The organism is Mesorhizobium delmotii (assembly GCF_900149755.1).
Lineage (GTDB): Bacteria > Pseudomonadota > Alphaproteobacteria > Rhizobiales > Rhizobiaceae > Mesorhizobium > Mesorhizobium delmotii.
This window is the reverse complement of the sequence record NZ_FUIG01000013.1, coordinates 579,701-592,385: the sequence shown is the minus strand read 5'-3', so window position 1 is coordinate 592,385 and position 12,685 is coordinate 579,701. Positions and strand designations below refer to the sequence as shown.

At 64.2% G+C, this 12,685-nt stretch carries 12 protein-coding genes; 9 read left to right on the top strand and 3 right to left on the bottom strand.

Translation table 11 applies throughout. The annotated features are described in order from the left end of the window. Positions 1-38: 38 nt before the first annotated feature. The 3 genes from BQ8482_RS04330 to hrpB form a co-directional block, all read right to left on the bottom strand. Positions 39-602 carry an ActR/PrrA/RegA family redox response regulator transcription factor gene (locus BQ8482_RS04330; protein ID WP_123146405.1) on the bottom strand — a complete coding sequence of 188 codons (564 nt, stop codon included), beginning with the start codon at positions 600-602 and terminating at the stop codon, positions 39-41. A 63-nt stretch (positions 603-665) separates the two neighbouring features. Further along, complete coding sequence (locus BQ8482_RS04325; protein WP_165848488.1) at positions 666-1,991, bottom strand: ActS/PrrB/RegB family redox-sensitive histidine kinase; 1,326 nt, start codon at positions 1,989-1,991, stop codon at positions 666-668. Positions 1,992-2,023: 32 nt separating this feature from the next. Beyond that, positions 2,024-4,639: an ATP-dependent helicase HrpB gene (hrpB, locus tag BQ8482_RS04320; RefSeq protein ID WP_123146403.1), complete on the bottom strand. Its 2,616-nt coding sequence runs from the start codon at positions 4,637-4,639 to the stop codon at positions 2,024-2,026. A 406-nt stretch (positions 4,640-5,045) separates the two neighbouring features. On the opposite strand from hrpB, the gene BQ8482_RS04305 reads away from it, so the two are divergent. The 9 genes from BQ8482_RS04305 (at position 5,046) to dhaM (ending at position 12,670) form a co-directional block, all read left to right on the top strand. Next, entirely contained in the window at positions 5,046-5,735 is a 690-nt protein-coding gene (locus BQ8482_RS04305) for a PIG-L deacetylase family protein (RefSeq protein ID WP_123146402.1), read from the top strand. A 233-nt stretch (positions 5,736-5,968) separates the two neighbouring features. Continuing rightward, positions 5,969-7,300 (top strand): ABC transporter substrate-binding protein, encoded by a 1,332-nt coding sequence (locus tag BQ8482_RS04300; RefSeq protein ID WP_123146401.1) that lies wholly within the window; start codon positions 5,969-5,971, stop codon positions 7,298-7,300. Between the two features lie 126 nt (positions 7,301-7,426). Continuing rightward, entirely contained in the window at positions 7,427-8,374 is a 948-nt protein-coding gene (locus BQ8482_RS04295; RefSeq protein WP_123147371.1) for a carbohydrate ABC transporter permease, read from the top strand. Further along, complete coding sequence (locus BQ8482_RS04290; protein WP_123146400.1) at positions 8,371-9,321, top strand: carbohydrate ABC transporter permease; 951 nt, start codon at positions 8,371-8,373, stop codon at positions 9,319-9,321. The genes BQ8482_RS04295 and BQ8482_RS04290 overlap by 4 nt, the downstream gene beginning before the upstream one ends. After that, the gene (locus tag BQ8482_RS04285) at positions 9,318-9,524 is read left to right on the top strand and encodes a hypothetical protein (RefSeq protein WP_029347717.1); all 207 of its coding nucleotides are present in this window, start codon (positions 9,318-9,320) and stop codon (positions 9,522-9,524) included. The genes BQ8482_RS04290 and BQ8482_RS04285 overlap by 4 nt, the downstream gene beginning before the upstream one ends. 3 nt (positions 9,525-9,527) lie before the next feature. After that, positions 9,528-10,640 carry an ABC transporter ATP-binding protein gene (locus BQ8482_RS04280; RefSeq protein WP_123146399.1) on the top strand — a complete coding sequence of 371 codons (1,113 nt, stop codon included), beginning with the start codon at positions 9,528-9,530 and terminating at the stop codon, positions 10,638-10,640. Continuing rightward, entirely contained in the window at positions 10,633-11,652 is a 1,020-nt protein-coding gene (locus BQ8482_RS04275) for an ABC transporter ATP-binding protein (RefSeq protein ID WP_123146398.1), read from the top strand. Before BQ8482_RS04280 ends, BQ8482_RS04275 begins: the two co-directional genes overlap by 8 nt. Positions 11,653-11,681: 29 nt before the next feature. Beyond that, entirely contained in the window at positions 11,682-12,284 is a 603-nt protein-coding gene (gene dhaL, locus BQ8482_RS04270) for a dihydroxyacetone kinase subunit DhaL (protein ID WP_123147370.1), read from the top strand. After that, positions 12,281-12,670, top strand: coding sequence for a dihydroxyacetone kinase phosphoryl donor subunit DhaM (dhaM, locus tag BQ8482_RS04265; RefSeq protein WP_123146397.1), 390 nt, complete (start codon positions 12,281-12,283; stop codon positions 12,668-12,670). The genes dhaL and dhaM overlap by 4 nt, the downstream gene beginning before the upstream one ends. Positions 12,671-12,685: the final 15 nt, after the last annotated feature.

The following is a 12,685-nucleotide window of genomic DNA, read 5'->3' as shown; positions in this document are numbered from 1 at the left end:
CGCCATTCGCCGACACGAACCTTCGGCTCGGTCAGGCGTCAGCGCGGCGCGCGCTTGGCAAGAATCCGCTGCAGCGTGCGGCGATGCATGTTAAGCCGGCGCGCGGTCTCGGAGACGTTGCGGTCGCACATTTCGTAGACGCGCTGGATGTGCTCCCAGCGCACGCGGTCGGCCGACATCGGATTTTCGGGCGGTGCGGCGCGTTCACCCGCCGTGCGGGTAAGGGCCGCGAAAATGTCGTCGGCATCGGCCGGCTTCGACAGATAGTCAATGGCTCCCAGCTTCACCGCCGTCACCGCGGTGGCGATGTTGCCGTAGCCGGTGAGGATGATGGCGCGGGCGTCGTCGCGCTTCTCGCGGATGGCGGCGACGACGTCGAGGCCGTTGCCGTCGGCGAGCCGCATGTCGACCACGGCGTAGGCGGGCGGATTGGCGCGCGCCTTGGCCACCGCCTCCTCGACGCTCTCGGCCGTCTCGACCACGAAGCCCCTGGCTTCCATGGCGCGGGCCAGGCGCGTGAGGAACGGTTTGTCGTCGTCGACGATCAACAGCGAGGTGTCCTCGCCTTCAACCATTGCGCCAATCGGTTCGTCGCCGTTCATCGTCTTGAAGTTCCTGCTGCCTGATTTTTACGCAAATATAGTTTTGGAGCGCTATTGTCCAATTCAAGCCGTGTCAAACATGGTGGCCGAAGCCGATTCAGGATTGAGGAAGACGCTGCGCGGCCACGATATCTGCACGACGGCGCCCTCGCCCGGTTCGTTTGAATTGCGGAAATCGAGCGTAGCCCCCGAGCGTTCAAGCAAGGTCTTGGCGATGAACAGCCCCAGTCCCAGGCCGCCGCCGGCCTCGGTGCCCTGGCGCGTCGACATATAGGGTTCGCCGATGCGGTCGATGATTTCGGGAGGAAAGCCCGGCCCGTCGTCGATGATCGAGAAGGTGACCGTGCCCTCGTTCCAGCTCCAGCGCACAGTGACGGTCTTGCGGGCAAAATCGACGGCATTTTCGACCAGATTGCCGAGGCCGTAGATGACGCCGGGATTGCGCCGCCCGACCGGTTCGGGGCCGACGCGCTCGCCGGGGCGAAGCTTGATCGAGATGCCGAAATCGCGGTGCGGGGCCGTCATCTCCTCGACCAGCGAAGTTAGCGGCATGCGGGAGAGATGCGCCTCGCCCTCGGAAGACAGGCTGGTCAGGCGCTTGAGGATTTCGCGGCAACGCTCGCTCTGCGAGCGCAGCAGCGTCACGTCCTCGCCGTATTTCGGATCGTTGCGGAGCGCCTTCTCCATCTCCTTGGCGACGAGCGTGATGGTGGCAAGCGGTGTGCCGAGCTCATGCGCGGCGGCGGCGGCAAGGCCGTCCAGCGCCGACAAATGCTGCTCGCGCTGCAGCACCAGCTCGGTGGCGGCAAGCGCGTTGGCGAGCAGCCGGGCTTCCTCGGCCACGCGGAAGGCATAGATCGCGGTGAAGGCGATCGAGGAAAACACCGCCATCCACATGCCGGCGACATAGATGAACGGCATCTCCAGCGGCGCGCCCTCGTACCAGGGCAGCGGCAGATGGAAGAAGACCAGCAGGCTCGCCGCCACCATCACCAGCGCGCCGAGGATGGCGGTCAGGCGCAGTGGCAGCGACGTCGCCGAGATGACCACGGGCACGGTCACCAGCACTGAAAACGGATTGGTGAGGCCGCCGGTCAGGTAGAGCAGGCCGGCAAGCTGCAGGCTGTCGATGGTCAGGATGGCGAAAGCCGGCAGCGGGGTCAGCCGATGCGCCGCCGGATAACGGAAGGTCAGCAACAGGTTCATCCAGGCCGAACAGGCGATCAGCGCGAAGCAGGAACTGACGGGCAGCGGGAACTTCAGCCCATAGGCAACGACGATAACCGCCAGGCTCTGGCCGACGATGGCAAGCCAGCGCAGCCTGATCAGCGTGTTGAGGCGCAGCCGCTGGCTTTGCTGGAAGTCGGGTGCCCGCAAGATGTTTATCATGGTCAAGGATTATAGCCGGAAAAGGATAAAGGCTAGGTCCCCCGGGGTTTGGCGCGACTGGTGGCGGTGGCGAGAAGCGGGTTCTCCGGCCAGACGTGCCGGGGGTAGCGGCCACGCATGTCGGCCCGCACATCGGCCCAGGAGCCGCGCCAGAACCCGGGCAGGTCGCGGGTCGTCTGGATCGGCCGGTGCGCCGGCGACAAAAGCTCGAGCGTCAGCGGTACGGTGCCGTTGGCGATTGCGGGATGCCGGTCGAGACCAAACAGCTCCTGGACGCGGATCGCCAGCACCGGCCATTCACCGTCATAGCGGATCGGCACGCGGCTGCCCGACGGAGCGTCGAAATGGGTCGGCGCCAGTGCCTCGATCCTGCGCTGGAGATCGTGCGGCACCAATGCCATTAGGCCGGCCGAGAGCACGCCCGGATCGATCGCGGCAAAGGACGCTGCGCCGGAGAGGAAGGGCAGCAGCCAATCGTCGAGGCGGTCGACGAGCGCCGCGTCGGAAACATCGGGCCAGGGCGCGCCGAGGCCGCGATGCAGCCAGCCGAGCCGTTGGCGCAACGTTTCGGCCTCCTTGCCCCACGGCAAAAGCGACAGGCCGTGTTCACGCAAGGCGTCAAGGATGGCGCGATCCGCGTCGACGCCGGCCGGCGCCGGCAGCATGCGTTCGGACAGGGTGATAGCGCCGAGGCGAACGGTTTCACGCACACGCACCGCGCGCCGGTCGCGGTCGAAACCGGTTTCGCGGCTTGTCTCGATTTTTTGCGCAAGCGCGGCTCGGATGTCGGCCTCGTCTATCGCCGCCGCTGCCGTGATGCGGGCGTTCTGCGCCTTGCCCTGCAGATCGGCGACGACGAGCCAGGCCGCGCCCGCCAGCGGATCGACGGTGTCGAGCATGGCGCCCGAACCGTTGGCCAGCACGAAACGGCCGCGTTCGCCGCGCGCCTTGGCAACGCGGTCCGGCCAGGCATGGATGAGGAGAGCGCCGGCCCTACCCTCCCCCTCGAGGGGGTCCGAAGGACGGGCGAGACCCGTGGCTCGCCCCGGCACGTCGATCCGCGAAGCGGAGCGGGGTCGGGTCGGGTCGGGCACGCCATTGGCGACCCCACCCAGTCCCCCTCGCTTCGCTGCGCTCGGCTCGCTCGCCGACCCTCCCCTCAACGGGGAGGGTGAAGCCTGTTTCGCCAGCCGCTCGGCGAGCTGCCGCGCAGCCGTGGCGCGCGGCGATCTTTCGGATCGGAACCGCATCAGCCGCCGTTCGAGGTCGGCGCCTTCGCCGCCAAGGCCACGCTCGGTGAGCAGCACGGCGAGCATGGCCGCCTCGAACGCCTGGCCGGTTTTTGCCGCCTCGGCGACCATGTGAGCGAGCCGCACCGGCAGTGCCAGCCTGCGCATCGCAGCACCCGATTCCGTCAGGCGCCCTGCCTCGTCGATGGCGTCGAGCGCACGCAGCAGCGCCCTTGCCTCGTTGAGCGCCGGGGCCGGTGGCGGATCAAGGAACGAAAGGCTCACCGGGTCGGCGACACCAAAGGCGGCGCAGTCGAGCAGAAGCCCGGAAAGGTCAGCCTCGAGGATTTCCGGCGGGATGAAGGCGGGAAGTGCCGCCGTCTGCTCGGCCCGCCATAGCCGAATGGCAACGCCCGGCTGCGTGCGGCCGGCGCGGCCGGCGCGCTGGTCAGCGGAGGCTCTGCTAACCCGCACCGTCTCCAGCCGCGTCAGGCCGCTGGCCGGTTCGTAGCGCGGCAGGCGCGACAGGCCGGAATCGATGACGACGCGCACGCCGTCGATGGTGATCGAAGTTTCGGCGATCGACGTCGCCAGCACCACCTTGCGGCGGCCGGACGGCGCTGGCCTGATCGCGGCGTCCTGTGCCTTGTTGTCGAGCATGCCGTAGAGCGGCACGATGTCGGTGTCGGCACTGACGCGGCCTTGCAGCCGCTCGGCGGTGCGCTCGATCTCGCGCTGGCCGGGCAGGAAGGCGAGCACGCTGCCGGGTTCATCGGCAAGGGCGGCGCGGATCGCCTTGGCCATGGCGTCCTCGATGGCGACGCCGGCCGGCCGCTCGTCGTAGCGGATGTCGACGGGAAAGGCGCGGCCCTCGCTCTCGATCACCGTGGCGCCGGAAAGCAGCCGCGCGACGCGCGCGCCATCGAGCGTCGCCGACATGACCAGCAATCGCAGTTCGGGCCTCAGCGCACCTTGCACGTCAAGCGCCAGCGCCAGACCAAAATCACCGTCGAGCGAGCGCTCGTGGAACTCGTCGAAGAAAACAGCCGAGACACCGGGCAGCTCCGGATCGTCGAGGATCATCCGCGACAGCACGCCTTCTGTGACGACGAGGATCCTTGTCCTCGCAGAAGTGCGGTTTTCCATGCGCATGGCATAGCCGACCGTCTCGCCAGGTTCCTCGCCGAACAGTTCGGCCATGCGGCGGGCGGCGGCGCGGGCAGCCAGCCGGCGCGGCTCCAGCAGAATGATCTTTCCCGTGCCGAGCCATGCTGCATCGAGCAGCGCCAGCGGCACCAGCGTCGTCTTGCCGGCGCCGGGCGGCGCCACCAGCACGGCGCTGTTGCCATGACCGAGCGCTTCACTGAGCGCCGGCAGCACGGCGGAGACCGGAAACTGCGGCAAGGGTTTTCTGGTCATTGTTCCAAGGATGCATCCATCCAATTGCGGATCCGCAGCGCCCGCATATCAGCGGTGGCGGTCGCCGCGCAACCGGCAACGGGCCAACTCAAAGCCGGGTCCGTGAGAACGGGTCCAGCGCACGGTGCCGCGCCTCACCTCCTCGCGCACCCTCGAGGCCCGAGCCGCCAATGACGGCGAGGCCGACAAGCGACAGAAGATCTGGCGACAGAAGATCTGGCGACAGAAGGTCCGGATATTCCTGGAGAAAGCGCCAGGATCACCGCCAGAGGATCTGCAAGTAATGCGTCGGCGCGATCTGCCCAGGCTTTTGACAACGGCATCGTTGCATGAACAGCTTGCATGGGCGAGCAAGGCGAGCAGAATTCCGTTCGTCCCGTTATTCCAGTTCCAAGGAGAGAGCAGAGTGAAGATACTGGCACTCGGTGCGCATCCGGACGATATCGAGATCTTCATGTTCGGTACGATGGCGGCCTATGCCGCACAAGGCGCAGAATTGGTTTTTGTGATAGCCACGGATGGCGGCAAGGGCGGGAAGGGCGATCCGGGACTACTCGCGCGCGCCCGCCGCGAGGAAGCGGCTGTGGCGGCGGACCTGCTCGGCGCGACATCGCACTTCCTCGATTTTCCGGACGGCGCGCTGGTTGCCGATGCCGCGCTGATCGCGGCGCTGAAGACGCTGATCGGGGATATCAGGCCGGATCTGGCGATCACCCATGCGCCGAACGACTATCATGGCGACCACCGTGCGCTGTCGGACGGCGTGCGCATCGCGGCGTCCTTCGCTGTCCCGGTGCTGCATGCCGATACGCTCGGCGGCACCGGTTTTTCGCCGACGCATTATGTCGATATCTCCGGGCATTTCGAGCTCAAGGCGATGGCGATCCGGGCGCATCAGTCGCAGGATCCCGAACGTTTCGTCGATGCGGCGCGCACGCAGAACGCGTTTCGCGCCGGCCAGTGCAATGGCGCGACCGGTTCCTTCGCTGAGGCCTTCCGCTTCGAGCCGATCTTCCCCTTCGCCGATATCCGCGCCCTGCTGCCGCCCGCCCCAGTGATCCGGCCGGTGACGGTGAGCACCAAAACGGTCAAATGAGCCGGCACCCGCGCGCCCAACGATCTGACACGCGCCTTTCCTGAACCAGCGACCGATGCGCTATGCTGCAGCGCAGCGACGAATTCGCTTGCCTTGTTTAGTAAAAATTGCATCACTAAACAAATTACTAAACATCCGCCGCTCAACCGCGTCGTTATGTTTAGACCCCTGAGGAGGGGGTTGAGGCTTTTTGAAACCGTCATCCGGGCGCGTTTCGCAAATGGGAGGAAGGCATGAAATCGACCTTGAAACTGACGTTGGGACTGACATCGGCGATGTTTGCGTCGACCGCCGTTTCGAATGTCGCGCAGGCTGAAGATCTGACGCTTTGCTGGGCAGCCTGGGACCCGGCCAACGCGCTTGTCGAATTGTCCAAGGATTTCACCAAGGAAACCGGCATCGGCATGAAATTCGAGTTCGTGCCGTGGACCAACTATGCCGACCGCTTTCTCAACGAACTGAATTCCAAGGGCAAGCTGTGCGACCTGATCATCGGCGACAGCCAGTGGATCGGCGGCGCCGCCGAGAACGGCCACTACGTCAAGCTGAACGACTTCTTCGACAAGGAGAAGATCAGCATGGACGACTTCGTGCCGGCGACCGTCGTCGGCTATTCCGAATGGCCGAAGAACACGCCGAGCTACTGGGCGCTGCCTGCCATGGGCGACGTCGTCGGCTGGACCTACCGCAAGGACTGGTTCTCCAAGCCGGAACTGCAGAAGGAATTCAAGGAAAAGTACGGCTGGGATCTCGCCGCGCCGACGACCTTCGACCAGCTGAAGCAGATCGCCGAGTTCTTCCAGAAGCGCGAGATCGACGGCAAGACGGTCTATGGCGCGTCGATCTATACCGAGCGCGGCTCCGAAGGCATCACCATGGGCGCCATGGACGTGCTCTACAGCTTCGGCTTCAAATATGAGAACCCCGACAAGCCCTACGAGATGGACGGCTTCGTCAATTCCGAGAAATCGGTGAAGGGTCTGGAGTTCTACAAGGCGCTCTATGATTGCTGCACGCCTCCCGGGGCCTCGAACAGCTACATGGGCGAAGGCGTCGATGCTTTCAAATCCGGCCAGGTGGCGATGCACATGAACTTCGCCTTTACCTGGCCAGGCCTGCAGAAAGACGAGAATGTCGGCGGCGACAAGATTGGTTATTTCGCCAATCCTAAGGGGCCCGACGGCGATCAATTCGCCCAGCTTGGCGGCCAGGGCATCTCGGTGGTCTCTTACTCCGACAAACAGGAGGCTGCGCTCAAATACATCAAGTGGTTCGCCAACAAGGATGTTCAGGCCAAATGGTGGTCGCTCGGCGGCTTTTCCTGCCTCAACGCAGTCGTCAAAGATCCAGGCTTCCCGGCCAGCCAGCCTTACGCGCAGACCTTCCTCGACTCCATGGCCATCGTGAAGGATTTTTGGGCAGAGCCCAGCTATGCGCCGCTGCTGCAGGCGTCGCAGAAGCGCTTCCATGATTACGTCGTCGCCGGCCAGGGGTCGGCCAAGGATGCGCTCGATGGCCTGGTCAAGGACTGGACCGAGGTCTTCCAGGACGATGGCAAGATGTAATTGGGGCAAGACCTGACCGGCTCCTCCCGAGCCACGACCGCGTGTCCCGTGCCACCCTTGGCACGGGACACAGTTCAGATAAATTCCATTGTCGAGACGACCCAAGTGACCGAAGCGGGACTGACCATGCTCAATCGGACTGCGGACAGCGTTGCCCGGGCTACGCCTGAGCCGTTGGCCCGCAAGGTCCGGGGCATCAGCGACAACGGCCTCGCCTGGCTGTTCATCTCGCCGACGATCCTGTTGCTGCTCGCCATCAATATCTTCCCGCTGTTCTGGGCGATCTATCTGTCCTTCACCAACTACCGCGCCAACCGTCCGAACGAGGTGGTCAGGAATGTCGGCCTTGCCAATTACAAACGCATCCTCGGCGACCAGGACATCTGGATCGCCATGCAGACGACGGCGCATTTCGTGTTCTGGACCATTCTCCTGCAGACGCTGATCGGTTTTACCCTCGCCTGGCTGATTGACCGGAAGTTTCGCGGCCACGCCTTCTGGACGACTATCATTCTGGTGCCGATGATGCTGTCGCCGGCAGTTGTCGGCAATTTCTGGCGCTTCCTCTACGAGCCGCAGATCGGCCTGTTCGCCTATGCCATCTCGTTCGTCACCGGCATTCCGGCGACGCAGATCGGCATGCTCTCCAACGTGTCGCTGGCGCCGTGGTCGATCGTCATCGTCGACACCTGGATGTGGACGCCTTACGTGATGCTGATCTGTCTCGCCGGCCTGCGTTCGATCCCCGAATACATCTATGAGGCGGCAGAAGTCGACCGTGCCTCCAACTGGCGGCAGTTCTGGTCGATCACGCTGCCGATGGCGCTGCCCTTCATCATGCTGGCGGTGCTGTTCCGCGGCATCGAGAACTTCAAGATGTTCGACATGGTCAACCTGCTCACCGGCGGCGGACCGGGATCAACCACCGAAGTCGCCTCGATCACGCTGAAGCGGCAGGCCTTCGAAAGCTGGCGGACCGGCTATTCCTCGGCCTTCGCCATCATCCTGTTCGTCGCGGTGTTCGGACTTGCCAACATCTACGTCAAGGCGCTCAACAAGGTGAAGCAGAGATGAGCCTGACGTCAGCCCACTCGGTCGTCGCACCCTCGGCCACGTCGAAGCGCGTCGCCGGCACGATCATCGTGCTTTACGCACTGATCTCAATCGTGCCGCTGCTGTGGATCTTCGCCACCAGCTTCAAGACACCGCCGGACTCGATCGCCTATCCGCCAAAGATCCTGTTCCAGCCGAGCCTCGAGGGCTACTGCAATCTGTTCTCGACCCGGACCCGGCAGACACCGGAATACATCAACTCGCTGGGACCGGCGACGGGCGTCTGCGACGAGACAGTGCGCAAGCGCAACATGGTGATCGCCGGCCCGTCCAATTTCATGCCGCGCTTCGTCAATTCGCTGATTATCGCCTTCGGCTCGACCTTCTGCGCTGTGTTCCTCGGCACTCTGTCGGCCTATGGCTTCTCGCGCTTCAAGGTGCCGTTGGCCGACGATCTCCTGTTCTTCATCCTGTCGACGCGGATGATGCCGCCGATCGCCGTCGCCATCCCGATCTACCTGATGTATCGCGAGCTTGGCCTGTCGGACACCGCGCTCGGCATGATCCTGCTCTACACCGCGGTCAACGTGTCGCTTGCGGTGTGGCTACTGAAGGGCTTCATCGACGAGATCCCGCGCGAATATGAGGAAGCGGCGATGATCGACGGCTATACGCGGCTGCAGGCCTTCTGGCGCACCGTGCTGCCGCAGGCGACCACCGGCATTGCCGCGACCGCCATCTTCTGCCTGATCTTCGCCTGGAACGAATATGCGTTCGCCGCACTGCTGACCTCGGGCACGGCGCAGACCGCGCCGCCCTTCATCCCGACCATCATCGGCGAAGGCGGCCAGGACTGGCCGGCGGTCGCCGCCGGCACGACGATCTTCCTGGTGCCGATCCTGGTGTTCACCATCCTGCTCCGCAAGCAGTTGCTGCGCGGCATCACCTTCGGCGCGGTGCGCAAATGAGCCTGACCCAACCCGCAAAACGCAAGTCGCGCTGGCCGGCATGGGCCAGGCGCGGACTGATGGAGAATATCGCCACAGTAATCATTGCCATTGGCTTCCTGATGCTGTTCCAACCCTTCGCGCTGTCGCTTTACACTTATTCCTTCATCACCATGCTGGCCGGCACGGCGATGTTCATCATCGTCTCGAAGTTTCCGGAGTAGACGATGGCGGAGATCAGGGTCGAGCATCTGAGAAAGGCATTCGGCGATTTCGTCGCCGTGCAGGATTCCAGCTTCGTCGTCGGGGATGGCGAGTTCTTCGTCATGCTGGGGCCGTCGGGTTGCGGCAAGACGACGACGTTGCGCATGATTGCCGGGCTCGAACTGCCGACCGGCGGCAAGATCCTGCTCGGTGGCGAGGACGTCACCATGCGGCGTGCCCGCGAGCGCGACATCGCCTTCGTCTTCCAGTTGTTCGCGCTCTATCCGCACATGAATGTGCGTAAGAACATCGGTTTCCCGTTGCTGGCGCAAGGCATGCCAGGCATCGAAATCCGCCAGCGCGTCGAAGAGACGGCGAAGCTGTTGCGCATCGACCATCTGCTCAACAAATCGGTCTCCGGCCTTGCCGGCGGTGATCGCCAGCGCGTCGCGCTCGGCCGCGCCATCGTGCGGCGGCCAAAATGCTTCCTGATGGACGAGCCGCTCGGCACGCTCGACACCGAATTCCGCGATCTCATGGTCCATGAGCTGCGCGAACTGCACAACCGCATCCACGCCACCACGGTCTACGTCACGCATGACCAGATGGAAGCGATGTCGATGGCCGACAAGATCGCGGTTATGAACCACGGCGTCATCGAGCAGTTCGGCACGCCACGCGAAATCTACGACCGGCCGGCGACCATTTTCGTCGCCGATTTCATCGGCTCGCCGCCGATGAATTTTCTCGGCTTCGGCGGCGGGCTTTCAAAGGGCGCCAGGGAGATCGTGGTGCAAGGCGCCAAAGTGGCGGTGCCGGAGGTGCGCGAGGACATCGCGCCGGCCGAGATGGCGCTCGGCATCCGACCGGAACACATCCGCTTCGACGACGCGTCGAAGCTGCGCGGCACCATCTATGGCACCGAATATCTCGGCACCACGCAGATCGTTGCGGTGGAGACATCCGGCGGCATCATCAAGGCGCGGGTGCCGGCCGAAATCCGGCTCAATGCGGGCGACCATGTCGGCCTAGCGCTGAGCAGCGCACGGCTGTCGCTGTTCGAGAAGGGCTCCGGCCGCGCGGTGCGAACCGCAATCCATGACGGGGCTTCCCAGGGAAGAGCGCATCATGGCTGACGTGCAGATCAAAGGCGTGACCAAGAGCTTCGGCGAACATGTCGCCGTTGATACTCTCGATCTGCACGTCGCCGATGGCGAATTCGTCGTGCTGCTCGGCCCGACCGGCGCCGGCAAGACGACCACGCTGCGGCTGATCGCCGGATTGGAACGGCCGGATATGGGCTCGATCCATATCGGCGGCCGCGATGCGACAATGTTGTCGCCGGCCGAGCGCGACACGGCCTTCGTCTTCCAGCAATATTCGCTCTATCCGCATCTGTCGGTCTACGACAACCTGGCCTTTCCACTGCGCTCGCCTGCGCGGCGGCTGGGCGAGGACGCGGTGCGCCGCCGCGTCGAGGATGTGGCCAAGATGGTGCGTATCCACCACAAGCTGAACAACCGCTCCACCAAGCTTTCCGGCGGCGAGATGCAGCGCGTCGCCATCGGGCGCGCCCTGGTGCGCAAGCCCTCGATCTATCTGATGGACGAGCCGCTGTCGTCGCTCGATGCCAAGCTGCGCGCCGACCTCCGGCTCGAGCTCAAGCGCATCCAGGCCGAGCTCGGCGCCACCATGCTTTATGTCACGCACGACCAGATCGAAGCGATGACGATGGCCGATCGCATCGGAATTCTCGCCGACGGCGTGCTGGTGCAGATCGGCACGCCACGCACCATCTACTCGGAGCCGGCAAACCTTCATGTCGCCGCAAGGCTCGGCCAACCGGCGATCAATCTGTTGCCGACCGGCCTGCTGCCGGATGGCGATATGCCGGCGGGAACCAAAACGATCGGCGCGCGTACAGAACATCTGTCGATCGGCAAGGCATCGAACGGCCCCGCCGACGGCGTTGTTAACTGGGTCGAACATTTGGGCGACCAGAACCACCTGCATGTGACGGTGGGAAGCAAAAAGCTGGTGACGCTGACCGACCCCGACATCCAATTGGAAAAGGGCGACAGGGTGATTATCCGTTACCGGGCGCCGCTGTTCTTCGACCAGGCCGGCAATAGGATTGCAAACCGATGAGCGCTGGGACGATGGTCAAGACTGGGACGATGGTCAAGGTTGACCTGAAGACACTGATATCCGTCACCGCCGACACGATTGCCGCCCACGCGGACGAACTGACCGCGCTCGACCAGGCGATCGGCGACGGCGACCATGGGCTGAACATGAAGCGCGGCTTCGAGGCAGTGCGGGCGGAGGCCGAGGCGTTTGCGGCAAAGCCATTGCCGGAGGCGCTAAAGGCGATCGGCACCAAGCTGGTTATGACGGTGGGCGGAGCCTCGGGCCCGCTGTTCGGGACGCTGTTCATGGCGCTCGGCAAGGAGATTTCCGCAGAGCCGGATCGCGCCAATCTGGCTATGGCTTTCGGCAAGGCAATCGAGGCGGTGGCAGCCAGGGGCAAGTCGCAGGTCGGGCAAAAGACCATGCTCGACGTGCTGCAGCCAGTGCATGACGCCCTGCTGCAGGGAAAAACCGAGGCGGAAATCGCCGACGTCGCGGACCGCGCAGCCGATGCCACCGTGCCGATGAAGGCATTGCGCGGACGCGCTTCGTTTCTCGGCGACCGCTCGATCGGCCATATGGATGCCGGCGGGCGCTCGGTCGCGCTTCTGGTGCGGGCTGTCACTGAGACCATCGAGGGGCAAGCATGAGCAATGTCGGCATCGTTATCGTATCGCATTCACCGCTGGTCGCCGAGGGCACGGCCGACATGGTGCGCCAGATGGTCGGCGACGAAGTGCCGCTTGCATGGTGCGGCGGAAACGGCCATGGCGGGCTGGGAACCAATGTCGAGGCGATCATGGGCGCCATCAACAAGGCCTGGTCGGAGGCGGGTGTCGCCATACTTGTGGATCTCGGCGGCGCCGAGACCAACAGCGAGATGGCGGTCGAGATGATCGGCGAGCCGCGTGCGCACAAGATCATCGTCTGCAATGCGCCGATCGTCGAGGGCGCGGTGATGGCGGCGACGGAGGCTTCCGGCGGCGCTTCGCTCAGGGAAGTGGTGGCGACGGCACACGAATTGTCGCCATCGTGAATAACAGGAATTTTG